Source organism: Cryobacterium sp. SO1, from assembly GCF_004210215.2.
GTDB lineage: Bacteria > Actinomycetota > Actinomycetes > Actinomycetales > Microbacteriaceae > Cryobacterium.
Genome location: NZ_CP067394.1, coordinates 2,553,533 through 2,577,942, shown reverse-complemented (window position 1 = coordinate 2,577,942; position 24,410 = coordinate 2,553,533). Strand labels below are relative to the sequence as shown.

Sequence of the window (24,410 nt, the reverse complement as noted above, 5' to 3'; positions counted from 1 at the left end):
GCTTACGCCCGGACGTCGACGGCGGGCAGGGGAACCGGTGCGGTACGGCGCGGGGTGATCAGGCCGGGGTAGGCGCGGTGCACCTGCTTGGCGACGAGCACCGTCACAACCACCTTGACCAGGTCGCCGGGCAGGAACTTGGCGCTGTCGACGGCGGCGGCCCAGAGCGGCAGGCCGAGGTTGATCGCCGTGACGGGCACCCCGATCAGGTAGACCGCCACGATCCCACCGAGCACGGTGGCGCCAAGGGCCGGCCAGAACGGGTAGCGCGGCAGCAGCCAGGCTGTGAGCGCACCGACCACCACGACGCCGAGCAGCCAACCGTACGGGTAGCCGGCGGAGGGGGAGGTGGTGAACCAGACCAGGCCGCCGCGTCCGCCGGAGAGCAACGGCAGACCGGCGGCCGCCAGCACCAGCAACAGCAACACGGCCAGGAAGCCCTTGCGCGCACCGAGGATCGCCCCCGCCAGCATCACCCCGAGGGTCTGGAAGGTGATCGGCACGGTGCTGGCGCCCAGCGAGAGCGCGCCGGGAAAACCGAGCGCGGCGATGAGGGCGGCAAAAATGGCGATCTGCGCGAGGTCGCGCACGCTGAGGCGGGCAAATGCTGAACGGGCTGTCATGGTTTTCAATCTAGGATTCCGCGCCGGGGCACCGCAGTGGAATACCTACAAAGAATCCAGCTGAACGCTGGTGGATGGCCCGGACGATGGGCCCGCAACGCCTATCGGTCTTCAGAGGGCGGTTTTATGATCGTCACAGCCGGCCACCGGCGAGGCAGTGCCAACAGAAGGGCAGTCATCATGGGTTTCTTCGGTTTTCTTCTACTCGGCCTGCTGGCCGGCGCCCTGGCCAAGCTGATCCTGCCCGGCACGCAGGGCGGCGGTTGGTTCGTGACCCTGCTGCTCGGTGTGGTCGGCGCCCTGCTCGGCGGATGGCTGGCCGGGCTGATCTTCGGGGTCGACATGGGGTCGTTTTTCGACCTGCGCACCTGGGTGATCGCGATCCTCGGCTCGATCATCGTGCTGCTCATCTACGGCGCGGCCACCCGCAATCGCGGCAGTTCCACCTGAGCGGCCCTGTCGATCCAGGGCCGCGACGATGGCGCCGGCGGCGCGCACCAGGGCCTATGGCGCGCACCAGGGCCAGTCGGACACCTTCACACGGTGACGCGCAGAGTCGGCTAAGCGACGAGACGACTCACAGTTGCGGCGCCGGCGCGGGCGCCGCTGTTCGCTTCGGAACCGCGCTGGTCGGTACTTTTCTGCACGGTGTTACGGGGTTCGGCCCAGACCGAGATCGGGGCGGGGTTCCAGGGCAACGCGGTCGGCTCGGCGCCGGAGGACACGAGGATCGCGCCGGTGGTCAGGCGGGGGTCGATGGCCGTGATGCCGTCAACGGGGGTGTCGGTACGCGGCTCGGAGACATTCGCGGGTGCGGCCGGCGCGTCGGTGCGCAGACGGATGGTTTCGGTGGCGAGGATCTCGGTGAGCGTCTCGGCGATCTGGTGGGCCTTGAGCCCGTGGAAGATCACATCCGTGTCGCCGGCCTGGCGGGGGACCAGGGTCCAGGCGCCGTGGGCTCCGACGAGGTCGGCCAGTGCTGCGTGCACGTGGTCGTAGACCTGAGCGCGGCTGAGTTCTGCCGGGGCCGGGGCGACCGGAGCCTGAATGACGGGTGCGGTGCGACGTCGACGACCGAACATCGTGAGCCCCTTCCTTCTAACAACGCGAGAAGTCCAGTTTCCTCGTCTGTGCCCCTAAAACACGGGGGACACGCCGCATAACGAGTACTGGCGGGAGCGGGCGCGCTATTTCTTCTTCGTGCCGGTCGTCAGCGCCTTCTCGTCGGCATCCTTCACCACGTTGCCGACGGCGACGGCGACGCTCAGACCCCACCCGATCCAGGTGAGCAGGAGCCGCCAGTCGCGCGGTCCGTGCCTCGTCGCCTGAACGATGTTCCACCCGCCGGCCACGACGCCGATCATGGCGCTGTTGAACAAGAACTTTCGCATGTGTTCCTCCTGGTTCTACGCTACCCGGGTGGTCGTCGATCACGCGACCGAACTCGCCCTCACCATCCGCCCCCGCCCCGCGAACTGTGAGTTAAGCCCCAAAAACCCCGAGTTGTGGGGGCTTAACTCACGGTTCGCGGGTGTGGATGCGGGCGAAGGCGAGGGTGTCGGTGAGCATGGTCAGGCGCTCAGGCTCGGTCTTGGCGGCGCGGGTGTTGACCTCGGCCACGACGGCGCCGTCCCAGCGCGACGCGGCCAGGAGCGCCAGCACCTCGGCCACCGGTTCGGAGCCCTGCCCGGGCACCAGGTGCTCGTCGAAGACCCGGCCCTCGTCGAGCGAGCCCGACCCGTCGCAGAGATGCACGTGGCGCAGCCTCTCGCCCAAGGCCGTCGCCATGGCCAGGCTGTCATGGCCGCTCAGGGCGCAGTGCGAGAAGTCGAGGGTCACCGCGGTGCAGTCCATCAGGGTGGTGTCCCAGCCGGGCGAGTACGCCTTGACCCCGCGGCCGCCGATCTTCCACGGGAACATGTTCTCCACGGCGATCTGGAGCCCCGTGCTCACGGCCAGCTCTCGCACGATGTCGAGGAAATCCTCCGCATAGCCGGCCTGCCAGCGGAACGGCGGATGCACCACGACGGTCCCGGCGCCGACTCGACCGGCCAGCTCGGCGGACTTCTCCAACTTCACCCGGGGGTCCCGGCCCCAGACGAAGTGGGTGAGCAGCAGCACCGGGGCGTGGATCGACAGGATCGGCAGGCCATACCGCTCGGACAGGGCCACCAGTGCCGTCGCATCCTGGGTCGCCTCGTCGCGCGTGACCATGATCTCGACGCCGTCGTACCCGGCCCGCCCTGCCAACCTGAAGGAGTCCTCCAGCGGCAGCGGGTAGGCGCAGGTGGAGCTCATGCCGATGCGAATCACGGCGTCAGCATAGTCTTCGCTGGTAACGTCGAGGTACAGCCAGGTGCCCGCGGAGACGGGTACCGGAATGGACGAATCATCGAAACCGCAGCCGACACTACCGCCGCCGACAGCACTCAGAGCACAACCAGCGCAGCACGCACCGACGCGAGCGGCAGCACCGCTTCCGAGCCCGGCCCCGATTCCGTGGCACCCGGTCACTTCGATCTGGTCGTGGTCTCCAACCGGCTCCCGGTCGACTACGAACTCGCCGAGGACGGCACCGAAAGCTGGCGCACCTCGCCCGGTGGCCTGGTCACCGCGCTCGAACCGATGATGCGCGCCTCCGACGGCGCCTGGGTGGGCTGGCCCGGTGTGGCCGACCGCGAATTCGACCCGTTCGAGAACGACGGCATCTCCATCGTTCCCGTGCGGCTGAGTACCGAAGACCTCGAGCTCTACTACGAGGGGTTCTCCAACGACACCCTCTGGCCGCTCTACCACGATGTCATCGCCTCGCCCAGCTACCACCGCGAATGGTGGGAGGCGTACGTGCAGGTCAACCGGCGTTTCGCCACGGCTGCCGCGGCATCCGCGGCACCCGGCGCCACGGTCTGGGTGCACGACTACCAGCTGCAGCTGGTGCCGCGGATGCTGCGCGACGCCCGACCCGACCTGGTGATCGGCTTCTTCAACCACATCCCGTTCCCGCCGTACGGCATCTTCGCGCAGCTGCCCTGGCGCAAGCAGATCCTCGACGGCCTGCTCGGCGCCGACCTGATCGGGTTTCAGCGGCTGGCCGACGCCGGCAACTTCTCCCGCGCCGTGCGTCGCCTGTTCGGCTACGCCACCCGCGGTGTCGCCGTGGACGTGCCCAGCCAGAACGGCCAGCACCGCCGCGTCATCGCCAAGCACTTCCCGATCTCGATCGACGCCGAAGCCTACGAGGAAATGGCCAGGCGGCCGGAGATCCAGGCACGCGCCCGGCAGATCCGCGAAGACCTCGGCAACCCCAAGACGATCATGCTCGGCGTGGACCGGTTGGACTACACCAAGGGCATCGGCCACCGTATCAAGGCCTTCGGCGAGCTCCTCGAAGACGGCACGCTCAGCGTCGAGGACGTCACCCTGGTGCAGGTCGCCAGCCCGTCCCGGGAACGCGTCGCCACCTACATGCAGCTGCGCGACGAGATCGAACTCGCGGTCGGCCGGGTCAACGGCGACTACTCCACCATCAGCCACACGGCCATCAGCTACCACCACCACGGTTACCCGCGTGAGGAGATGGTGGCGCTGTACCTCGCCGCCGACGTGATGCTCGTCACGGCGCTCCGCGACGGCATGAACCTCGTCGCCAAGGAGTACGTGGCCGTGCGCTACGACGGCGACGGTGTGCTGGTGCTCAGCGAATTCGCCGGCGCCGCCGACGAACTCAAGCAGGCCGTGCTGATCAACCCGCACGACATCGACGGCATGAAGGCGTCGATCATGAAGGCGATCACCATGCCCAAGCGCGAACGCACCCGGCGGATGCGGGCGCTGCGACGCAAGGTCTTCGACAACGACGTGGCCACCTGGTCCGCGTCCTTCCTGCGGACCCTCACGGGCGGGGCCGCTGTGCCCAGCGGCGTGCCGGAGAACCTGGTCGGCGCCCTCCGCGACCTGAGCCAGGCTCGGACCATCCTGGTGGCGCTGGACTTCGACGGCACTCTCGCACCGCACGTCGACGAGCCTGAGGACGCCCGTGCAGTGGACGGCACCCACGATGTGGTGCAGCGGCTGCTCGACCAGCCCGGCGTGCGCGTCGCATTCGTCTCCGGTCGCGCCCTGGTGAGCCTCAAGCACGTGGCCGAACCCCAGAGGGAGGTGCTGCTCACCGGGTCGCACGGCATCGAGGTGCAGCTGGACGCCAACGGCATCGAGCTGGGACTGGTACCCGAAGAGGTCGAGAAACTGGACACCCTCACCCGGGTGCTTGAGCGCATTTCCGGGCCGGTGTTCGGCACCTGGATCGAGCAGAAGCCGGCCGGTCTGGCCCTGCACACCCGCCTGGCCACCGCCCAGGACGGCCAGGCCGTGCAGCGTGAGGCCCGCGACCAGCTGGCCGAGCTGCTGCCGGCGCTCACCGTGCGCGAGGGCAAGAACGTGCTCGAATTCTCGGTGCGCTCCAGCACCAAGGGCGACGCCCTCGAACGCCTGCGCGTGCACACCGGCGCCGACCGGGTGCTCTATGCCGGCGACGACGTCACCGATGAAGACGCCTTCACCGTGCTGGGCGACGGTGACCTCGGCCTCAAGATCGGCCCGGGCGCCACCCAGGCCGGCTACCGGGTGCGCGGCCCCAAGGAAGTCACCGAGGTGCTGGCACTCCTGGCCGACTTCCGGGCGGCAGCCCGGCTGGAGTGACCGCGCCGTCGCGGGTGTGCCGACGGGTTCATGACCCGTGTGCCACCCGCGACGTTCTAGACTCGGAACATGTCTGAGATCGATATCAAGCCACGGAGCCGCGACGTCACAGATGGCATCGAAGCCACCACCTCCCGCGGCATGCTCCGTGCGGTCGGAATGGGAGACGCCGACTGGGACAAGCCTCAGATCGGCATCGCCAGCTCGTGGAACGAGATCACCCCGTGCAACCTGTCGCTTGACCGCCTCGCCCAGGCGTCCAAGGAGGGTGTGCACTCCGGTGGTGGCTACCCGCTGCAGTTCGGCACCATCTCGGTCTCCGACGGCATCTCGATGGGCCACGAGGGCATGCACTTCTCCCTGGTCTCCCGTGAGGTCATCGCCGACTCCGTCGAGGTCGTCATGCAGGCCGAGCGCCTCGACGGTTCGGTGCTGCTGGCCGGCTGTGACAAGTCGCTGCCCGGGATGCTCATGGCCGCCGCCCGCCTGGACCTCGCCAGCGTCTTCCTCTACGCCGGGTCCATCGCGCCCGGCTGGGTGAAGCTCTCCGACGGCACCGAAAAAGACATCACCATCATCGACTCGTTCGAGGCCGTCGGCGCCGTCAAGGCCGGCCGCATGAGCGAGGCCGACGCCAAGCGCATCGAGTGCGCCTTCGCCCCCGGCGAGGGAGCCTGCGGCGGCATGTACACCGCCAACACCATGGCCAGCGTGGCCGAGGCCCTGGGCATGAGCCTGCCCGGCTCCGCGTCGCCGGCTTCCGCCGACCGCCGACGGGACTACTACGCGCACCGCTCCGGCGAGGCCGTGGTCAACCTGCTGCGCCTCGGCATCACGGCCCGCGACATCCTCACCAAGAAGGCGTTCGAGAACGCCATCGCCGTGGCCATGGCCTTCGGCGGCTCCACCAACGTGGTGCTGCACCTTCTCGCCATCGCCCAGGAGGCAGAGGTCGAGCTGACCCTCGACGACTTCAATCGCATCGGCGACAAGGTTCCGCACATCGGAGACCTCAAGCCGTTCGGCAAGTTCGTGATGAACGACGTCGACCGCCACGGCGGCGTTCCGGTCGTCATGCGCGCCCTGCTCGAGGCGGGACTCATCCACGGAGACTGCCTCACCGTGACCGGCAAGACCGTCGCCGAGAACCTCGCCGAGATCGACCCGCCCGACCTGGACGGCACGGTGCTGCGCACCCTGGACAACCCGATCCACGCCTCCGGCGGCATCACCATCCTCAAGGGCTCCATCGCCCCGGAGGGCGCCGTCGTGAAGACCGCCGGCTTCGACAGCGACATCTTCGAGGGCCCCGCCCGGGTGTTCGAAAGGGAGCGCGCCGCCATGGACGCCCTCACCAACGGGGAGATCCTCAAGGGCGACGTCGTCGTCATCCGCTACGAGGGCCCCAAGGGCGGCCCGGGCATGCGCGAGATGCTCTCGATCACCGCGGCCATCAAGGGCGCCGGGCTCGGAGCCGATGTACTACTATTGACTGATGGTCGATTCTCAGGCGGCACAACCGGACTGTGTATCGGCCATATAGCACCCGAAGCGGTGGACGCAGGTCCCATCGCCTTCGTGCGCGATGGTGATCTGATACGGGTCGATATCGCAGCTCGCTCGCTTGACCTACTGGTCGACCCTGATGAGCTGGCCGCCCGCCGAGAAGGCTGGGCTCCGCTTCCTCCCCGTTACACCCGCGGCGTTCTCGCCAAGTACTCCAAGCTCGTGCAGTCCGCGGCCCTGGGTGCTACCACGGGCTAATCGACACCATCCGTCACCGACTTAGGGATTTGCCTCTCATGACCACGGAACATCTGCCCGTGCCATCCGCTCCGACCCCTGGTGCGCCGACCGCTCCGGCCGACACTGCTCCCGAGACCCTCACCGGTTCCGGAGCGATCCTGCGCACCCTCAAGCTGCTCGGTGTCACCGACGTCTTCGGGCTGCCCGGCGGCGCCGTCATCCCGCTCTACGACGAGCTGATGAACCAGGACGACATCCGCCACATCCTGGTGCGCCACGAACAGGGCGCCGGTCATGCCGCGGAGGGCTACGCGTCCTCGAGCAACCAGGTCGGGGTGGCCATCGCGACCTCCGGTCCCGGAGCGACCAACCTCGTCACGGCCATCGCCGACGCCTACATGGACTCGGTGCCGCTCCTGGCGATCACCGGTCAGGTGTTCTCCACCCTGATGGGCACGGATGCCTTCCAGGAGGCCGACATCGTCGGCATCACCATGCCGATCACCAAGCACTCCTTCCTGGTGAAGCGGCCCGAAGACATCCCCGCCGCCATTGCCTCGGCGTTCCTGATCTGCAACACCGGCCGGCCCGGCCCGGTACTGGTGGACATCACCAAGGACGCCCAGCAGATGAGCGCCCCGTTCATCTGGCCGCCCAAACTGGACCTGCCCGGCTACCGGCCGATCACCAAGGCGCACGGCAAGCAGGTGCAGGCCGCGGCAGCCCTGCTGGCCGGCGCCGAAAAGCCTGTCTTCTACGTCGGCGGCGGCGTCATCCGCGCCCAGGCCTCACCGGAACTGCTGGAGCTGGCCGAACTGACCGGCACCCCCATCGTCACCACGCTGATGGCGCGCGGCGCGTTCCCCGACTCGCACGAGCAGCACCTGGGCATGCCCGGTATGCACGGCACCGTCGCGGCCGTGCTCGCGCTGCAGGAGTCCGACCTGATCATCGCCCTCGGCGCCCGCTTCGATGACCGGGTCACCGGCAAGGCGAGCGAATTCGCGCCGAACGCCACGATCGTGCACGTGGACGTGGACCCCGCCGAGATCGGCAAGATCCGCGCCGCCGACGTGCCGATCGTGGGCGATGCGAAAGACGTCATCGCCGACCTCACGGTCGCGTACCGCGAGGCGATCACCACCACCACCCCCGACATCTCCGAATGGTGGACGTACCTCAGGGGCCTGCGCGAGAAGTTCCCGCTGGGCTACTCCGAGCCGGCCGACGGCCTGCTCGCTCCGCAGTACGTGATCAAGCGCATCGGTGAACTCACCGGACCGGAGGGCGTTTACGCCGCCGGCGTCGGCCAGCACCAGATGTGGGCCGCGCAGTTCATCAAGTACGAACGGCCCAACTCCTGGCTCAACTCCGGCGGCGCCGGCACCATGGGCTACTCGGTGCCGGCGGCCATGGGCGCCAAGGTCGCCGAACCCGACCGCGTGGTCTGGTCCATCGACGGTGACGGCTGCTTCCAGATGACCAACCAGGAGCTCGCCACCTGCACGATCAACAACATCCCGATCAAGGTGGCGATCATCAACAACTCGTCCCTCGGCATGGTGCGCCAGTGGCAGTCCCTGTTCTACGACGGCCGGCACTCGTTCACCGATCTCAACACCGGGCACGGCACCGCGATGGTGCCCGACTTCGTAAAGATGGCCGACGCCTACGGTGCCCTGGGCATCCGGGTCACCAGCGCCGACCAGGTCGATGACGCCATCAAGCTCGCCCTCGCCACCAACGACCGGCCCGTGGTGATCGACTTCATCGTCAGCCGCGACGCCATGGTCTGGCCGATGGTGCCGCAGGGTGTCAGCAACAGCTTTGTGCAGTACGCCAAGGACCACGCCCCCACCTGGGAAGAGGAGTAACCATGAGCACCCATGTTCTCAGCCTCCTCGTCGAGGACAAGCCCGGCCTGTTGACCCGCGTCGCCGGCCTGTTCGCCCGACGTGGCTTCAACATCGAGAGCCTCGCCGTCGGCCACAGCGAGATCCCGGGCCTGTCGCGGATCACGATCCTCGTCGACGTCGAAGACGCCCCGCTCGAGCAGGTGACCAAGCAGCTCAACAAGCTGATCAACGTCATCAAGATCGTCGAGCTCGACCCGAGCCAGTCGGTGCAGCGTGAACACCTGCTCGTCAAGGTGCGGGCGGACAACACCACCCGCTCCCAGGTGCTTGAGGCCGTCACCCTGTTCCGTGCCCGGGTCGTCGATGTCGCCACGGATGCCGTCGTCATCGAGGTCACCGGGGACTCCGGCAAGGTCGCGGCCTTCCTCCGGGTGCTCGAACCGTACGGCATCAAGGAAATCGCCCAATCGGGCCTGCTCGCCATCGGTCGGGGATCCAAGTCGATCACCGAACGCGTTTTCAAGAACTAAGGTCTCGACAAGCTCGACCAGCGCACCTTCTCGACACGAACCCCGAACAAAATTTTCTCGACACATCCACAAAACAAGGAGAACCCCACATTGTCTGAAATCTTCTACGACAAAGACGCCGACCTGTCCCTGATCCAGGGCAAGAAGGTCGCCGTCATCGGCTACGGCTCGCAGGGCCACGCCCACGCGCAGAACCTGCGCGACTCCGGCGTCGAGGTCGTCATCGGACTCAAGGAGGGCTCGAAGTCCCGCGCCAAGGCCGAAGAGGTCGGCTTCACCGTCAAGAGCGCCGCCGAGGCATCCGCCTGGGCCGACGTCATCGTGGTGCTCGCTCCCGACCAGGTGCAGCGTCACCTCTACAAGGACGACATCCTCCCCAACCTCGCCGAGGGTAAGGCCCTGGTCTTCGGACACGGCTTCAACATCCGCTTCGGCTACATCGAGGCGCCCGCGGGCGTCGACGTGGTCATGGTCGCCCCCAAGGGCCCGGGCCACACCGTGCGCCGCGAATTCGAGGCCGGCCGTGGCGTTCCCGTCATCGTCGCAGTCGAGAAGGATGCCTCGGGCAACGCCTGGCCGCTGACCCTCAGCTACGCCAAGGCGATCGGTGGCCTGCGTGCCGCCGGCATCAAGACCACCTTCACCGAAGAGACCGAGACCGACTTGTTCGGCGAGCAGGCCGTTCTCTGCGGTGGCGCGTCGCAGCTGATCCAGTACGGCTTCGAGGTTCTCACCGAGGCCGGCTACCAGCCGCAGGTTGCCTACTTCGAGGTGCTGCACGAGCTCAAGCTCATCGTCGACCTGATGTGGGAGGGCGGCATCGCCAAGCAGCGTTGGAGTGTCTCCGACACCGCCGAGTACGGCGACTACGTCTCCGGCCCGCGCGTGATCGACCCGAGCGTCAAGGAGAACATGAAGGCCGTTCTCGCCGACATCCAGAACGGTGCATTCGCCGAGCGCTTCATCAACGACCAGGATGCCGGAGCACCGGAGTTCCTGGCGCTGCGCAAGAAGGGCGAAGAGCACCCGATCGAGGCCACCGGCCGCGAGCTGCGCAAGCTCTTCGCATGGAACGCCTCGAACGACGACGACTACGTCGACGGCGAAGCCGCCCGCTAACGAGCACCACCGCAAGGACGGGACCGATTCACGAATCGGTCCCGTCCTTTCTTGTTGCCCGGCGACCGCGGCGCCGCAGTCGGCTGCACCCCTGGGTCTGGCCGGCCGTGTTCGTCTGTCGGGAAAATCGACGTCGGAGCGAGCTGAACAGCCGGTGAACAAAGGCGCTGTTCGTCAGGGTGCCGCCACGGAGTCCCCCAAGCTGGGGACATGACCCCTCTCACCCGACGTGACCTGTTTTCCGCCGGCGTGTTCATTCTTGCGGGCGCCGCGACCGTGTCAACTGGTACCGGTCCGGCCCGTGCGGCGACATCGACGGGAGCGGATTCAACCGGATTCCACCACGGTGTGGCATCCGGCGATCCCCTTCCCGACGGTGTGCTGCTGTGGACCCGAGTGACGCCGACCCTCGCAGCGATCCCCGGTTCCGGTGCAGGGCCCGCCGTGGCCGTGGACTGGGAGGTCGCGGAGGACTCGGGGTTCCAACACATCACCGCACGGGGGCAGACGCCGACCGGCCCGGAACGTGACCACACCGTCAAGGTCGCCGTGACGGGTCTGAATCCGGGCACGAGCTACTGGTACCGATTCCGCTGTGCCGGGGTGCACTCGGCCACGGGCCGCACCCGTACCGCCCCCGCGGCAGGCGCCCGCCTCGACCGTCTCCGGATGGGCGTCGTCTCCTGCGCCAACCTGCAGGCCGGGTATTTCGCCGCCTACCGGCATCTGGCGGACCGTGGCGACCTCGACGTGGTTCTGCACCTCGGCGATTACCTGTACGAATACGCGCCCGGCGAGTATCAGGCGCGCGACGTGGTCGTGCGGCCTCATGATCCCGCGATCGAGATGACCACGTTGGAGCATTACCGCCGTCGCCACGCGCAGTACAAGCAGGACCCCGATCTGCAGGCCCTGCACGCTGCCGTGGGGTTCATCGTGACGTGGGACGACCACGAGTTCGCCAACGACGCATGGTCGGGGGGAGCGGAGAACCACACGGAGGGCGTGGAGGGCGCGTGGGGCGCGCGGCAGGCCGCTTCCCAACAGGCCTACGCCGAGTGGATGCCCGTGCGTTTCGAACCCAGCGGCCAGCTGTACCGTCGATTCTCCTTCGGCACCCTCGCAAGCGTCTCCATGCTCGATCTGCGCTCCTACCGCAGCCAACAGGCCGCGAGCGTTGCCGATCCGTCCGTGTCCAGCCCCGAACGCACCATAACGGGTGCCGCTCAGATGGATTGGCTGCTCGATGGCCTCTCTGCCGCGACCACGCAGTGGAAGCTCGTGGGCAACCCCGTCATGATCGCGCCGGTGCGCTTTCCCTCCACACTGTCGGCCACCCAGATCGGTGGCGTCCAGACGCTCCTGGGCACCACAACGGTCGACGGAGTGCCGTACAACGTCGACCAATGGGACGGCTACACGGCGGATCGAAGCCGCGTGGTCGGCCATTTGCGCGACCACGCCATCATGGACGCCGTCTTCCTGACCGGTGACATCCACTCCGGATGGGCCTGCGACCTGCCGGCGGATCCGCTGACGTACCCGACGACCGGGGCATCCGTCGCCGCCGAGCTCGTCTGCACGTCTGTGACCAGCGACAACCTGGATGACATCCTCGGCGTGCCGGCACGAACGGTATCGGTCGCCGTGGAAGAGGCCTTCAAGACAGCGAATCCACATATCAAGTACCTCGACTTCGACTCCCATGGGTACTCCGTTCTCGATATCACGCCCGCCGCCGTGACGATGGACTGGTACGTGCTCGCCGAGCGCACGAACCCGGCATCGACCAGTGCGCTGTCAACCTCATGGCAGGTGCTGGCCGGAACCCGGTCGGTCACTGAACGCGTCGGAGCGACCCGGGGAGCGGGGCTGTGACGCCGCTGCGGGGCTCGGGGTCGGCAGGAACGGATCGTCGTCAATTCCTGAGGATCGCCGTCGGGACGGGCGCCGCTGTGCTGTTGTCTGCCGCTCCCGGCGCGGCGTGGGCCGTGGCGCCGGCACCCGTGACGGCGGAGGTCATGCCGGGGTCTCGCACCCGGGTGTACGTCCTGGTCGTCGACGGGTGCAGGCCCGATGAGATCACCACCGCGCTCACCCCTCGGCTGCAGGAGCTGCGCACAGCGGGAACGAATTTTCCCGCGGCCAGGTCCGTGCCGATCATGGAGACCATCCCGAACCACGTGATGATGGTGACGGGCGTGCGCCCCGACCGCTCCGGTGTTCCGGCGAACGCCGTCTACGACCGGGCGGAGGGCGTCGTGCGCGACCTTGATCGTCCGACCGATCTCCGGTTCCCCACTCTGCTCGAACGACTCCGGGAAACCGGTCGCACCACGGGGTCGGTGTTGAGTAAGGCGTACCTGTTCGGCATCTTCGGCGAACGGGCCACCTATCGGTGGGAGCCGGCACCCCTCGTTCCGATCACCAACCACGCGCCGGATCAGTTCACCATGGACGCCCTGATCGCCATGGTTGACTCCGCCGATCCCGACCTGGTCTTCACGAACCTGGGCGACGTCGACAGAGTGGGTCATTCCGACGTGACGGGCACCACGCTGCGCGCCGCGCGAACGGCCGCGCTCGCATCCACTGATCACCAGGTGGGGCGATTCGTCGATCATCTCGTTGCCACCGACCGGTGGTCGAGCAGCGTGCTGATCGTTCTCGCCGACCACTCGATGGACTGGTCGATCCCGACCAACGTCATCTCAGTGGACCAGATTCTCTCGGGCCGGCCCGAGCTTCGCGACAATATTGTGATCGGACAGAACGGCGGGGCTGACCTGCTGTACTGGGTCGGTGCTGCGGAAACACGCAGCGCGGGGCTCGCCTCCGTGCGCGATCTCGTCCTGGCGCATCCAGGGGTGCTGTCCATCGCCGAGCCGTCCGAGTTGCGGTTGGGGGACGAGGCCGGCGACCTTGTCGCCTACTGCCGCGCAGGGTGGCGATTCTCCGACCCGACACTCGTCTCCAATCCGATCCCGGGCAACCACGGGCATCCCGCCACGGAACCGATACCGTTCTTCATCACGGGCGGGAGCGCCAGCGTGAGGTCTGGTGTGGTGCTCTCCGATCCGGCCCGAACGGTGGACGTGGCGCCCACGGTCGGTGCGCTCTTCGGGCTCGCCCCGCCGGCCGGTGGGTATGACGGAACCGCACGTCTGGGGGCGTTCACCACGGCCGGATAACGGCGTTGATTGGGTTGTGCGGGGGAGTCCGCCTCCACCTCGGCAGATGGTGCCCGACTTCGTGACGGGCGGATGCACCGAGTCGCCACTTGAGGGCAGTGCCAGCGCCCTCAAGTGGCCTCACCTGCCCTCTCGCCAAGGTGCTCGGTTGTTCTCAGCGCGGGCCTGCCGAGCACCGCTACCCAGCGCCAGCCGGCCGACGCGTCTGCCCCGGTTGGAGCCCGATAGGCTTCCGGCGTGAGCACGCCGAATTCCTCGACCCAGAAGCTGGCCGACGCACCCGCGGTGAGTGGCGCCGGTGCCACTCGGTCCACCCGACTGCTGGCCACCGTCGCCCTGGTGGGCGCGGTGCTCTACGTGCTCGTCGACGTGGTGCTGCAGCTTCTGCCGCCGCACTACAGCGTGATCTCCGAGGCCGAGAGCAACCTCGCGGTGGGGCCGTACGGCTGGGTCATGAACCTGAACTTCCTGGCCAGGGGAGTGGTCACGGTCTGCGCCGTCGCCGCGCTCCGGGCTTTCGGCCCCCGGTCGCGACTGCGGCAGTGCGGCCTGGGCCTGATGTTGTTCGCCGGGGTGTGCTCCGCCGCCCTCGCCTTCCTGCCCACCGACATCCCACCGGCCGATGCTCCCGGGCTCGCCCCGACCACCGCGCTCGGCGCCTGGCACCTCATCGTCGCGGGCGCGGGCTTCGTCACCGCGCTGGTGGGCTTCGGCCTGTTGACCGCGTGGCTGCACGGCAGCGACCTGCCCGGGGCCTTTCCGGCCGCCGCCGTGCTCACCGGTGTCGCGGCTCTAGGCCTGGTGTCGCTGGGCGTCGCGGCCGCCGCCGCGCCCGGCCTGCTGGGGCTGGCCGAGAGGGTCTGCCTGGCCGGTGTGCTGGGTTGGGTCATCGCGGTGACCCAGATCATTCGGCGACGCACGGTGCCGGCAGCCCGGATCACACCACGGGCTTGACCGCCTGGATCGTGTAGCTGAGCAGGTGGCGCGGTTGGTGTCGAGATGGTGCTGCATTTTTCGCCCGGGCTCGAACGAGCCCACCAGACTACCCCCTCCGATGCTCCCGGGTACTATGGCCCGCATTGGTGAGCCATCCGCGACTCGCTGGAGCGTCTACTCACAGGAGCGTCATCGTGAAAGCACTCGTCTACAACGGTCCCGGCCAGAAGACCTGGACCGACGTGCCTGACCCGCAGATCATCCGGTCCACCGACGCCATCGTGCGGGTGGACACCACCACCATCTGCGGCACGGACCTTCATATTCTCAAGGGTGACGTGCCCGCGGTGCAGCCCGGGCGCATCCTCGGCCACGAGGGCGTCGGCACGGTCATCGCCATCGGCGACGCGGTCGAGTCCATCACCGTGGGCCAACGGGTGCTGATCTCCTGCATCAAGTCCTGCGGGCACTGTGCGAACTGCAAGACCGGACTCTTCTCGCACTGCCTCGGCGACGAGGGCCGGTCGGGCATCGGCTGGGTCTTCGGGCATCTGATCGACGGCACCCAGGCCGAGTTCGTGCGGGTGCCCTACGCGGACAACTCGTTGTATCCGTTGCCGGAGTCCGTCACCGACGCTGAGGCGGTGATGCTCTCGGACATCCTGCCCACCGGGTTCGAAATCGGGGTGCAGTACGGTCAGGTGGCGCCGGGCGACGTTGTCGCCGTGATCGGCGCCGGCCCCGTCGGCCTGGCAGCGATCGCCACCGCGGGGCTCTACGGCGCTGGCGCGATCGTGGCCGTCGACATCGACGAGAACCGGCTCGAACAGGCCACGGCCTTCGGAGCCACCCACACGGTGCTCTCCGGCCGCCCCCAGTGGCGGGACGAGGTTCTCGCCGTCACCGACGGTGCCGGCGTGGACGTGGCCATCGAGGCCGTCGGCATCCCGGAGACCTTCACCATGGCCACCGAGATCGTGCGGCCCGGCGGGCATCTGGCCAATGTGGGCGTGCACGGCAAGCCCGTGCCGCTACACGTGGAGAACCTGTGGATCCAGAACATCAGCATCAGCATGGGCCTGGTGAACACCAACACCACCCCGATGCTGCTCAAGCTGGTGACCCAGCACAAGATCCCCGTGGACCGGATGGCCACCCACCGGTTCGATTTCGACCACGTTCTGGACGCCTACGACACCTTCTCCCGCGCCGCCGACACCCACGCGCTGAAGGTGCTGATCAGTCACTGAAGCGCAGTCGCCGGTCCAATAAGCTGGACACATGACTTCTTCTCGGGATGACGACGCGCTCGGCTGGGCCGGCGACGACGACCCCACGCTCGTGTCCGGCAGCAGAACGACGCCCGAGCCAACGGATGCGCCCGCCGCCGACACCGAGGCCGCCAGCGCGGCCGGTCCTGTCACGGCGGAACCTGCCGGCGACCTGCCCGAGGGCTGGGCCGTCACCGGCTCGCCCGGCGGCTATGTCGACGCCCCTGAGGCTAAGGCTCCGTTGTCGTCGCCGGCCCTGGTGAGCCTGGGCATCCTGGGCGGGGTCTACCTGCTGTACACGATCGGCTGGTTCATCGGCGTCTCCCGCCTCACCAATCCGCCGGCCGACGTGCTGACCCAGTTCATGTTCTCCCTGGCTACCTGGCTGGCCATCGCGGCCCCCGCGGTCTGGTTCGCCTGCACCTACTGGCTCACCCGCGGCAAGCCGCGGCTGCGCTGGACCTGGCTCATCCTGGGCGTCGTACTGCTGGTCCCACTGCCCTTCATCGCCGGATCCGGGGGACTCTGATGAGCACCGAAGACACCACCACCGCTCGAACCCGCCGCACCCCCGGCTGGCTGGCCGCGACCATCTCCATCGTGTTCGGCCTGTTCTACGCGTACAGCGCGTGGGCCGGCCTGGGCAACCTGCTCGGGCTGAGCAATGCCGCCGGGATGCTCGACACCTCCCTGAACGGCTTCGGGTGGGGCCTGTTGCTGGCCGGTGTGCTGGGCCCGGTCATCGTGTTCGGCCTGGCCTTCTGGCTCGGCCGGCGCCGCGAGGCCGGTCCGCAGGCACTCACCCTGCTGGCTGGGCTCTGCCTGGTGTCCGCTCTCTCGCTCGACATCTTCGTTTTCGGCCTGGGCAGCCTGATCGTCTAGGGATCCTTGGGGGTCCTCATACCGCACGACACCAACCTGACGGCTTGGATGCTGCACGGGGCTCTACCTGCTGGCGTGATCTCAGGCTTGGCGGGTTGACGGGCTGAACACGTCGATCGCCTGTTCGGTTTTCGCAGTCCAGCTGGACAGCAGCCTCAAGCTATCCTCCGAGGGAGATCCCTCCGGTGCCATGTAGACGACAACCTTCTGGTCCTGCTCCCCAGGTACGTCGAGTGCTTGGTAATCGAGCGACATCGGGCCCGCGATCGGGTGTGCCAGACGGATTGTTCCGAATCCACAGCGATGCACACCGTGCTGGGCCCAGAGGCGACGGAAGTCCTCACTCCTGACTGTCAACTCTCCGATGAGTTCGTTGAGGGCGGCATCCTCAGGGTGTGAGCCGGCATCGGCGCGGATGACGGCGGCCGACTCGGCCGCCGCGGTCTCCCAGTCGGAGTAGAGGATTCGAGCCTCGGGTGACAGGAAGGTCCACCGAGCAAGATTCTGCTCACGCGGCGCGACCTTGGTGAAGTCGAAGTAGACCGAGCGGGCGAGCGAGTTCATCGCCAAGATGCGCATCCCGAGACCCATGACGACAGCCGGAGACGTGGTGAACGCGGCAAGGGTGCGCTGAACGCTCGGCTTCACCCGCGCTGGTACACCGTGCGCCGATGCGTGCGGCACGTCGTTCTTCTTTGCCACGAGAGCGAAAAGGTACTCCTTCTCGATGCCGTTCAGCCGCAGAGCGGATGCGACAGCAGAGAGCACAGCATCGGACACGTGCCGGGTGCGTCCTTGCTCCAGGCGAGCGTAGTAGTCGACGCTCACGCCGGCGACCAGCGCCACCTCCTCACGCCGCAGACCGGGAACACGGCGGGAGGAAATGAAGCCTTGAGCTACCGAGTCGCCGAGGCCTACGTCCGTCGGCAGAAGCTTCGCCCGGCTCGCCCGAAGGAAATCTTTCAGTTCGCTTTCGATGTTCACTGACCCAGCTTGCACCACCTGGTGCCCGAATGGGGCGGCTTGGGTCGCACCGTCAGTCCGAGGCAGAGCGGTGCGTGGTGCGGCCTAGCAGGAAGAGCTTCCAGCGGCTGTACTGGATCTGGGGCTGCACCAAGCAGCCAACTCTCGGAAGGACACCTCATGACACCTCCCACCTTCGCCGTGATCATCGTTGGCGGCGGCTCGGCGGGCGCCGTACTCGCCAACCGGCTCAGCGCAGACCCCTCCCGGTCGGTGCTATTGCTTGAGGCCGGCGTCGCTTACCCCACGGGCAGCACCCCCCAGGTCCTGCTCAACCCGGCGGTCGTCGGTGGAGACGCAGACCATGATTGGGGATTCGCGGGCCGCCTCAACTCGAGCAACCTCGCCGCCGCTATTCCTCGCGGCAAGGTGCTCGGCGGCAGCTCAGCTGTCAACGCCGCAGTCGCTCTCCGGGCACGAAAGAGCGACTTCGACAAGTGGGAGGCCCGTGGGTTATCGGGTTGGTCCTTTGCCGAGGTGCTCGAGACCTATAAGTCACTCGAGAGCACCGCAGACGGGGATGACGCGTTCCGAGGGCGCACTGGGCCCTTCCCTATCCTGCAACGCACTTACGAGGAGATCAGTGTCTCAATGCGCGCGTTTATCGACGCGAGCGTGGCGGAGGGCCTCGCCCGGGTGGATGATCCCAATAGCGGCGACCAGGAGGGCGTCTCCACGAATCCGCTCAACGTGGTCGCCGGCGTCCGCCAAAGCACCGCATTGACCTACTTGACCACTGACGTGCGCTCACGTTCCAACCTCACGATAATCGGCGGGGCGGAGATTGACCGGGTGCTCTTCGATGGCGCGACTGCCGTTGGTGTCGTTACCGCGGACGGGCAGACGTACGCCGCCGGTGAGGTCATCCTTTCGGCTGGTACCTACGGTAGCGCCGCAATACTGTTGCGCTCCGGAGTCGGGCCCGCCGAGGATCTGATCGGGCTCGGCATCGATGTCATAGCCGACCTCCCCGTCGGCCGGAGGCTGCAGGACCACCCCTTCTACTACAACGCCTATGCTCTCAAGTCCGACGCCCTGGGGATGGCCCCAGCGGCGGGTGCACTCGTATGGTCGAAGTCGCACACGGCAACAGAAGGAGACCTCGATCTTCAGATCTCTGTGACACACCTGATCGATCCGGCGTATAGCCCAACCGGTGGCGCGATCGTGCTGGCCATCTCGGTCGTGCAGCCAGAGTCGGTAGGCTCCCTGAAACTGCAGAGCAGGGATCCGCGGATCGCACCCGCTATCGACCTGAACCTTCTATCCACTCCACACGATCGCAGTCGCATGCTCGAAGGCGTGAAGCTCAGCCGTAGGATCGCTTCCAACCCGATCTTCGCGGGCATCTCCGAACTGGAGATGATGCCCGGCGCCGGGGTGCAGACTGACGAGGATCTTGCCCAGGTGATTGGCGAGCAGCTCGCGTCGTACGCGCACCCGACGTCGACGGCGCCGATGGGCGCAGCCGGCGACCCTTGGGCCGTAGTGGACGCTGCTGGTGCAGTGCTGGGGCTCAGGAGCCTCCGTGTCATTGACGCCTCCATCATGCCGTTCGTCCCGTCTGCACCGACGAATTTGACGACGATCATGCTGGCAGAGCACATCTATAAGAACGCGCTTGCAAATTGAACTCTCAAGTACGGTGCCCGTAGTACAAGAAAGATTGGTCGATGAGAAACATGAATAGCAGCGCATCCGGCGTCGAGTTCGGACTCGACACCTTCGGCGATATACCCGAGAACGCCTCGGGCGGCTTAGCCTCGCACCCGCAGACAATTCGCCAGGTGCTCGACGAGGCGATTCTCGCTGACGAACTCGGAGTGGACGTCTTCGCCGTCGGTGAACACCACCGCCCCGACTACTCGATCTCCTCTCCCGAGACCGTACTCGCAGGAATCGCGACACGAACCTCCCGCATCCGGCTGAGTTCCGGAGTCACCGTGCTCAGTAGCGACGACCCCGTGCGCGTCTTCCAGCGATTCGCCACGGTCGATGCGCTGTCGAACGGCCGAGCCGAAGTGATCCTCGGTCGTGGAACCTTCACAGAGTCCTTCCCCCTCTTCGGCTACGACATGGCCGACTACGACACACTCTTCGAAGAAAAGCTGGACCTCTTCTCTCAGCTCCTGACCGAGAAGCCAGTCACGTGGTCTGGCACCATGCGACCTGCTCTGCATGAGGCCGACGTCTATCCGAAAACCGCGACAGGCCACTTGAGCACCTGGGTGGGCGTGGGCGGATCTCCGCAGTCCGTCATACGCACCGCCCGCTACGGTTTCCCCCTCATGCTCGCGATCATCGGGGGTGACCCTGCGCGCTTCGCTCCATACACCGAACTGTACCGGCAGGCATCCGAGCAGTTCGGCACGGTGGCACACCCCATCGGCATGCACTCACCTGGGTTCGTGGCGGACACGGACGAGGAGGCCCGCGAGGTCTTCTACCCTCACTACAAGGTAATGCGCGACCGCATCGGCGCCCTCCGCGGATGGCCGGCCCTGCAACGAGCCGAGTTCGACCATGAGATCGAGCTCGGCTCCCTGTATGTGGGTTCACCGACAACCGTAGCCAGAAGGATGGCATCAGCTATCAGCACACTCGGCGTCGGTCGCTTCGACCTCATCTACTCCGCCGGCGCGACATTAATGAGCGCCCGTATGAAGGCCGTAGAGCTGTACGGGTCGACCGTGATCCCGATGGTGCGCGATCTTCTGAGCCGCGGGAAGGTTGCCGTTTGACTCGGCCCGCGACCGCCTACCGCCGACAGTCGAGAAAGAGCCCCCAAGGCAGGCTCAACCGGCCAGGCCCGCCACGAGCACCAGAGCGATCAGGACCAACTGGCCGAGCAACCGCGGAACCAGCGGAATCGCGATAGCGCCGAACCGGTCCTTGTGCCGGGCGGCGTAGGCGTTGGCGGGGAACACGGCCACCAGAAACACCGCCAGCGCGACACTTGACGTAACACGAGTGGATACCACCAGCAGCCCGATGCCGCCGGCGATCTCGCACACGCCGGTGAAGATCACCAGGTTCCTCGGCGACAGCAGACCCCGCATCCGCAGTCGTGGCGGGATCATCGCCGACATCGTGCGCTGAACCGCGGGCGCGAAATGGCTGATCCCGGCACCGACGAACGCCACCGCCAGCACGATCCTCAGGACGGTTAGGGCGGTGGTCGCTGACTCGGGGCTCATTGCTCCATTCTGGTGCAAGTAAAGTGTGTTGGTATCTGGCGCCCCAAGATCGTGGCGCAAGCTTCCCTCGCCTGACGCTTTCTAAGGATCTGTTTTCGTGTCGAAGCCCGTAGTACTAATCGCCGAAGAACTCTCGCCCGCCACAGTCGATGCCCTGGGCCCCGACTTCGATGTCCGCTCTGTCGACGGCACCGACCGTGCCGCACTGCTCGCCGAGCTCGCCACCGCCAACGCCATCCTGGTGCGTTCCGCGACCAAGGTCGACGCCGAGGCCCTCGCCGCCGCCCCGCACCTGAAGGTCATCGCCCGCGCCGGAGTCGGCCTGGACAACGTCGACATCAAGGCCGCCACCGCAGCCGGTGTCATGGTCGTCAACGCCCCCACCTCCAACATCATCTCCGCCGCCGAGCTCACCGTCGGGCACATCCTCAGCCTGGCCCGTCACATCCCGCCGGCGCACGGCGCCCTGGCCCAGGGCCAGTGGAAGCGCTCCAAGTACACCGGTATCGAGCTGTACGAGAAGACCGTCGGCATCATCGGCCTCGGCCGCATCGGTGCCCTGGTCGCCGCCCGACTGCAGGCCTTCGGCGTGAACATCATCGCGTTCGACCCGTACATCACCTCGGCCCGCGCCCAGCAGCTGGGTGTGCACCCGGTGAGCCTGGACGAGCTGCTCGCGCAGTCCGACTTCGTCACCATCCACATGCCGAAGACCCCGGAGACCACCGGCATGATCAGCGCACCGCAGCTGAAGCTGATGAAGCCCACCGCCTACGTCGTCAACGTCGCGCGCGGCGGACTCATCGACGAAGCCGACCTGTACACGGCCCTGGTCGACGGCACCATCGCCGGTGCCGGACTCGACGTCTTCGTCAACGAACCGCCGACCGGCTCGCCGCTGCTCGGCCTCGCCAACCTGATCAGCACCCCGCACCTGGGCGCCTCCACCGACGAAGCCCAGGAAAAGGCCGGCGTCTCCGTGGCCAAGTCCGTGCGCCTCGCACTGTCGGGCGAACTCGTCCCCGACGCCGTGAACGTCGCCGGCGGCATCATCGACCCGAGCGTCCGCCCCGGCATCCCGCTGGTCGAGAAGCTCGGCCAGGTGTTCTCCGGCCTCGCCGCGCACAGCCCGCTCACCAGTGTCGACGTCGAGGTGCGCGGCGAGATCGTCGCCCACGACGTTTCGGTGCTCAAGCTCGCCGCCCTCAAGGGCATCTTCACCAACGTGGTCAGCGAAACCGTCTCCTACGTCAACGCGCCCCTCCTCGCCGAGCAGCGCGGAGTGGCGGTGCGCCTGATCACCGAGGCCGAGTCGCCCGAGTACCGCAACCTGATCACCCTCCGCGGCGCCCTCGCCGACGGATCTCAGGTGTCGGTCTCCGGCACCCTGGTGGGCACCAAGCAGATCGAGAAGATCGTCGAGGTGAACGGCTACGACGTGGAGGTGCCGTTCGCCGAGCACCTGATCGTGATGCTGTACACCGACCGTCCCGGCATCGTGGCGGTCTACGGGCGCGAGTTCGGCGACGCGGCGATCAACATCGCCGGCATGCAGATCGCCCGGCACGAAGCCGGCGGCCCCGCGCTGAGCGTGCTGACCGTTGACTCGCCCGTTCCCGCCGGGCTGCTCGCGTCGGTGCGCGAAGCGATCACGGCCGACGTGATGGTGGCGATCGACCTCACCGAGTAACCCGCAGGAGTAACAAGCAGTAGTAGCACGCAGCAGTATCAAGCACAGACACGAAAAAGCCCCGGATCCGGATCCGGGGCTTTTTCCTATGGTGCGGCCAGTCGGGTCAGACGTCGTCGATCGACCGTTCCTGCTGCACGGTGCGCTCTCCGCTGACCGGGTCGACCGCGCTGCGGGTGGTGCTGATGCTGCTGCGGCGGCGGGTGAGCAGCACCAGGCCGAGCACGAAGATGAGAGCGCCGGCCCCCATCAGGATGTAGCCGACGAGGTCGAGGTCGACCCAGTCGACCTGGATGTTCAGGGCCCATACCAGGATGGCACCGACGACGAACAGGAAGATTCCCAATCCGATACTCATGATGAACTGCTTTCTTCTTCAGTGGCACATGCACGTCGGCGACGCGCAGGGTCAGGGTTCTCCAGCATAGACAGCGTAATGCGCACAGTAGGGTTGATTTGCAGGGTATCTCCACGCCAATAATGCGCCACTATCACCAGCCCACCGGCTGCCTCACCGTAAACGGAGCCGCATGTCCCGCTCAGTCAAGCTCGCAGTCATCGCCGGAGACGGCATCGGCCCGGAGGTTGTCGCCGAAGCGCTGAAGGTGCTCGACGCCGTGACCCAGTCCGAGCCCGTTGACTTCGAGCTCACACACTTCTCGCTCGGCGCCACCCGGTTCCTCGACACCGGCGATGTTCTCACCGACGAGGACCTCGCCGCGATCAGCGCCCACGACGCCATCCTGCTCGGCGCGGTCGGCGGAGTGCCCGGCGATCCGCGCCTCAAGGACGCGAACATCGAGCGGGGTCTGCTGCTCAAGCTGCGCTTCTCCCTCGACCACTACGTCAACCTCCGCCCGAGCGTGCTTTTCCCCGGCGTGCCCAGCCCGCTGGGCGACCCCGGCGAGGTGGACTTCGTTGTCGTGCGTGAGGGCACCGAGGGTCCGTACGTCGGCAACGGCGGCGCCATCCGTGTGGGCACCCCGCAGGAGGTGGCCAACGAGGTCTCGGTCAACACCGCCTACGGCGTGGAACGGGTCGTGCGCTACGCGTTCGAGACCGCTCGCAACCGCCCGCACAAGCGCCTGACCCTGGTGCACAAGACCAACGTGCTGGTCTTCTCGGGCAGCCTGTGGCAGCGCCTCGTCACCGAGGTGGCCGCCGACTACCCCGACGTGGCCGTCGACTACCTGCACGTGGACGCGGCGACGATTTTCCTCGTCACGAATCCGAGTAGATTTGACGTCATCGTCACGGACAACCTCTTCGGCGACATTCTCACTGACCTGGCAGCGGCAATCAGCGGCGGCATCGGCCTGGCGGCATCCGGAAATATCAATCCGGACGGTCGTTTCCCCAGCATGTTCGAACCCGTACACGGTTCGGCACCAGACATCGCGGGCCGGCAACTGGCCGATCCGACGGCGGCGATCCTCTCCGTCGCGCTCCTGCTCGACCACCTCGGGCTCACGGATGCCGCGGCACGGGTGAGCGCGGCCGTCACGGCCGACATCGTGGCCCGCAGCGTCGACAGCAACACCGGCAGCGCCGCCCCGGGTCCGCGATCCACCAGCGCCGTCGGCGATGCCATCGTGACCCGCCTGACCGGCACTTCCGCTTAACCGCACTCCCGTCTAACCACAAGGGA

The 24,410-nt window shown here is 67.1% G+C and carries 23 protein-coding genes; 16 read left to right on the top strand and 7 right to left on the bottom strand.

The window, feature by feature from the left end; all coding sequences use genetic code 11:
• Positions 1 to 2: 2 nt before the first annotated feature.
• Positions 3 to 623, bottom strand: coding sequence for a biotin transporter BioY (locus tag BJQ95_RS12180; protein ID WP_130178975.1), 621 nt, complete (start codon positions 621 to 623; stop codon positions 3 to 5).
• 180 nt (positions 624 to 803) lie between these two features.
• On the opposite strand from BJQ95_RS12180, the gene BJQ95_RS12175 reads away from it, so the two are divergent.
• On the top strand, positions 804 to 1,073 hold the full coding sequence (locus BJQ95_RS12175) for a GlsB/YeaQ/YmgE family stress response membrane protein (RefSeq protein ID WP_130178976.1): 270 nt from the start codon (positions 804 to 806) through the stop codon (positions 1,071 to 1,073).
• Between the two features lie 110 nt (positions 1,074 to 1,183).
• Here BJQ95_RS12175 and BJQ95_RS12170 read toward each other — a convergent pair whose 3' ends face one another.
• The 3 genes from BJQ95_RS12170 to BJQ95_RS12160 form a co-directional block, all read right to left on the bottom strand.
• On the bottom strand, positions 1,184 to 1,705 hold the full coding sequence (locus BJQ95_RS12170; protein WP_130178977.1) for a hypothetical protein: 522 nt from the start codon (positions 1,703 to 1,705) through the stop codon (positions 1,184 to 1,186).
• A 105-nt stretch (positions 1,706 to 1,810) separates the two neighbouring features.
• Positions 1,811 to 2,014: a hypothetical protein gene (locus BJQ95_RS12165; RefSeq protein ID WP_130178978.1), complete on the bottom strand. Its 204-nt coding sequence runs from the start codon at positions 2,012 to 2,014 to the stop codon at positions 1,811 to 1,813.
• A 127-nt stretch (positions 2,015 to 2,141) separates the two neighbouring features.
• Positions 2,142 to 2,936, bottom strand: a complete 795-nt coding sequence (locus BJQ95_RS12160) for a sugar phosphate isomerase/epimerase (protein ID WP_130178979.1) — start codon at positions 2,934 to 2,936, stop codon at positions 2,142 to 2,144.
• A 186-nt stretch (positions 2,937 to 3,122) separates the two neighbouring features.
• Between BJQ95_RS12160 and BJQ95_RS12155 the strand changes: the two genes are divergently transcribed.
• From BJQ95_RS12155 to BJQ95_RS12105, 11 genes are all read left to right on the top strand, one after another.
• Positions 3,123 to 5,321: a bifunctional alpha,alpha-trehalose-phosphate synthase (UDP-forming)/trehalose-phosphatase gene (locus tag BJQ95_RS12155; protein ID WP_130178980.1), complete on the top strand. Its 2,199-nt coding sequence runs from the start codon at positions 3,123 to 3,125 to the stop codon at positions 5,319 to 5,321.
• Between the two features lie 69 nt (positions 5,322 to 5,390).
• Positions 5,391 to 7,085, top strand: a complete 1,695-nt coding sequence (gene ilvD, locus BJQ95_RS12150; protein ID WP_130178981.1) for a dihydroxy-acid dehydratase — start codon at positions 5,391 to 5,393, stop codon at positions 7,083 to 7,085.
• A gap of 38 nt (positions 7,086 to 7,123) precedes the next feature.
• Positions 7,124 to 8,941, top strand: coding sequence for an acetolactate synthase large subunit (locus BJQ95_RS12145; RefSeq protein ID WP_130178982.1), 1,818 nt, complete (start codon positions 7,124 to 7,126; stop codon positions 8,939 to 8,941).
• A gap of 2 nt (positions 8,942 to 8,943) precedes the next feature.
• Positions 8,944 to 9,453 (top strand): acetolactate synthase small subunit, encoded by a 510-nt coding sequence (gene ilvN / locus BJQ95_RS12140; protein WP_130178983.1) that lies wholly within the window; start codon positions 8,944 to 8,946, stop codon positions 9,451 to 9,453.
• 90 nt (positions 9,454 to 9,543) lie between these two features.
• Positions 9,544 to 10,572, top strand: a complete 1,029-nt coding sequence (gene ilvC, locus BJQ95_RS12135) for a ketol-acid reductoisomerase (protein WP_130178984.1) — start codon at positions 9,544 to 9,546, stop codon at positions 10,570 to 10,572.
• 210 nt (positions 10,573 to 10,782) lie between these two features.
• The gene (locus BJQ95_RS12130) at positions 10,783 to 12,450 is read left to right on the top strand and encodes an alkaline phosphatase (protein WP_130178985.1); all 1,668 of its coding nucleotides are present in this window, start codon (positions 10,783 to 10,785) and stop codon (positions 12,448 to 12,450) included.
• Complete coding sequence (locus BJQ95_RS12125) at positions 12,447 to 13,763, top strand: alkaline phosphatase family protein (RefSeq protein WP_370688335.1); 1,317 nt, start codon at positions 12,447 to 12,449, stop codon at positions 13,761 to 13,763. The genes BJQ95_RS12130 and BJQ95_RS12125 overlap by 4 nt, the downstream gene beginning before the upstream one ends.
• Before the next feature lie 237 nt (positions 13,764 to 14,000).
• The gene (locus tag BJQ95_RS12120) at positions 14,001 to 14,717 is read left to right on the top strand and encodes a DUF998 domain-containing protein (RefSeq protein WP_130178986.1); all 717 of its coding nucleotides are present in this window, start codon (positions 14,001 to 14,003) and stop codon (positions 14,715 to 14,717) included.
• A gap of 176 nt (positions 14,718 to 14,893) precedes the next feature.
• Positions 14,894 to 15,949: a zinc-dependent alcohol dehydrogenase family protein gene (locus BJQ95_RS12115; RefSeq protein WP_130178987.1), complete on the top strand. Its 1,056-nt coding sequence runs from the start codon at positions 14,894 to 14,896 to the stop codon at positions 15,947 to 15,949.
• 31 nt (positions 15,950 to 15,980) lie between these two features.
• Positions 15,981 to 16,499, top strand: a complete 519-nt coding sequence (locus BJQ95_RS12110; RefSeq protein WP_130178988.1) for a DNA polymerase III subunit gamma/tau — start codon at positions 15,981 to 15,983, stop codon at positions 16,497 to 16,499.
• Complete coding sequence (locus BJQ95_RS12105; RefSeq protein ID WP_130178989.1) at positions 16,499 to 16,852, top strand: bacitracin resistance protein; 354 nt, start codon at positions 16,499 to 16,501, stop codon at positions 16,850 to 16,852. Before BJQ95_RS12110 ends, BJQ95_RS12105 begins: the two co-directional genes overlap by 1 nt.
• A gap of 81 nt (positions 16,853 to 16,933) precedes the next feature.
• On the opposite strand, the gene BJQ95_RS12100 is transcribed toward BJQ95_RS12105, so the two are convergent.
• Positions 16,934 to 17,836 carry a helix-turn-helix transcriptional regulator gene (locus tag BJQ95_RS12100; protein WP_205750231.1) on the bottom strand — a complete coding sequence of 301 codons (903 nt, stop codon included), beginning with the start codon at positions 17,834 to 17,836 and terminating at the stop codon, positions 16,934 to 16,936.
• A gap of 159 nt (positions 17,837 to 17,995) precedes the next feature.
• On the opposite strand from BJQ95_RS12100, the gene BJQ95_RS12095 reads away from it, so the two are divergent.
• Both BJQ95_RS12095 and BJQ95_RS12090 read left to right on the top strand, forming a co-directional pair.
• Positions 17,996 to 19,507, top strand: coding sequence for a GMC family oxidoreductase (locus tag BJQ95_RS12095; protein WP_130178990.1), 1,512 nt, complete (start codon positions 17,996 to 17,998; stop codon positions 19,505 to 19,507).
• 41 nt (positions 19,508 to 19,548) lie between these two features.
• Positions 19,549 to 20,616, top strand: coding sequence for an LLM class flavin-dependent oxidoreductase (locus BJQ95_RS12090; RefSeq protein ID WP_240694906.1), 1,068 nt, complete (start codon positions 19,549 to 19,551; stop codon positions 20,614 to 20,616).
• Between the two features lie 54 nt (positions 20,617 to 20,670).
• On the opposite strand, the gene BJQ95_RS12085 is transcribed toward BJQ95_RS12090, so the two are convergent.
• Positions 20,671 to 21,072 carry a DoxX family protein gene (locus tag BJQ95_RS12085; protein WP_130178991.1) on the bottom strand — a complete coding sequence of 134 codons (402 nt, stop codon included), beginning with the start codon at positions 21,070 to 21,072 and terminating at the stop codon, positions 20,671 to 20,673.
• A gap of 97 nt (positions 21,073 to 21,169) precedes the next feature.
• On the opposite strand from BJQ95_RS12085, the gene serA reads away from it, so the two are divergent.
• Complete coding sequence (gene serA / locus BJQ95_RS12080) at positions 21,170 to 22,762, top strand: phosphoglycerate dehydrogenase (RefSeq protein WP_130178992.1); 1,593 nt, start codon at positions 21,170 to 21,172, stop codon at positions 22,760 to 22,762.
• 106 nt (positions 22,763 to 22,868) lie between these two features.
• Here the strand turns inward: serA and BJQ95_RS12075 are convergent, their stop codons facing one another.
• Positions 22,869 to 23,120, bottom strand: coding sequence for a DUF6458 family protein (locus tag BJQ95_RS12075; protein ID WP_066596422.1), 252 nt, complete (start codon positions 23,118 to 23,120; stop codon positions 22,869 to 22,871).
• A gap of 172 nt (positions 23,121 to 23,292) precedes the next feature.
• Between BJQ95_RS12075 and BJQ95_RS12070 the strand changes: the two genes are divergently transcribed.
• Positions 23,293 to 24,384 carry a 3-isopropylmalate dehydrogenase gene (locus BJQ95_RS12070; RefSeq protein ID WP_130178993.1) on the top strand — a complete coding sequence of 364 codons (1,092 nt, stop codon included), beginning with the start codon at positions 23,293 to 23,295 and terminating at the stop codon, positions 24,382 to 24,384.
• The last annotated feature ends 26 nt before the right edge of the window (positions 24,385 to 24,410 follow it).

Bases quoted from the DNA above. Each gene is read 5' to 3' on its own strand.
- BJQ95_RS12180 (WP_130178975.1), bottom strand. From the start codon at position 623: ATGACAGCCCGTTCAGCATTTGCCCGCCTCAGCGTGCGCGACCTCGCG.
- BJQ95_RS12175 (WP_130178976.1), top strand. From the start codon at position 804: ATGGGTTTCTTCGGTTTTCTTCTACTCGGCCTGCTGGCCGGCGCCCTG.
- BJQ95_RS12170 (WP_130178977.1), bottom strand. From the start codon at position 1,705: ATGTTCGGTCGTCGACGTCGCACCGCACCCGTCATTCAGGCTCCGGTC.
- BJQ95_RS12165 (WP_130178978.1), bottom strand. From the start codon at position 2,014: ATGCGAAAGTTCTTGTTCAACAGCGCCATGATCGGCGTCGTGGCCGGC.
- ilvD (WP_130178981.1), top strand. From the start codon at position 5,391: ATGTCTGAGATCGATATCAAGCCACGGAGCCGCGACGTCACAGATGGC.
- BJQ95_RS12145 (WP_130178982.1), top strand. From the start codon at position 7,124: ATGACCACGGAACATCTGCCCGTGCCATCCGCTCCGACCCCTGGTGCG.
- ilvN (WP_130178983.1), top strand. From the start codon at position 8,944: ATGAGCACCCATGTTCTCAGCCTCCTCGTCGAGGACAAGCCCGGCCTG.
- BJQ95_RS12130 (WP_130178985.1), top strand. From the start codon at position 10,783: ATGACCCCTCTCACCCGACGTGACCTGTTTTCCGCCGGCGTGTTCATT.
- BJQ95_RS12110 (WP_130178988.1), top strand. From the start codon at position 15,981: ATGACTTCTTCTCGGGATGACGACGCGCTCGGCTGGGCCGGCGACGAC.
- BJQ95_RS12105 (WP_130178989.1), top strand. From the start codon at position 16,499: ATGAGCACCGAAGACACCACCACCGCTCGAACCCGCCGCACCCCCGGC.
- BJQ95_RS12095 (WP_130178990.1), top strand. From the start codon at position 17,996: ATGACACCTCCCACCTTCGCCGTGATCATCGTTGGCGGCGGCTCGGCG.
- BJQ95_RS12090 (WP_240694906.1), top strand. From the start codon at position 19,549: ATGAGAAACATGAATAGCAGCGCATCCGGCGTCGAGTTCGGACTCGAC.
- BJQ95_RS12085 (WP_130178991.1), bottom strand. From the start codon at position 21,072: ATGAGCCCCGAGTCAGCGACCACCGCCCTAACCGTCCTGAGGATCGTG.
- BJQ95_RS12075 (WP_066596422.1), bottom strand. From the start codon at position 23,120: ATGAGTATCGGATTGGGAATCTTCCTGTTCGTCGTCGGTGCCATCCTG.
- BJQ95_RS12070 (WP_130178993.1), top strand. From the start codon at position 23,293: ATGTCCCGCTCAGTCAAGCTCGCAGTCATCGCCGGAGACGGCATCGGC.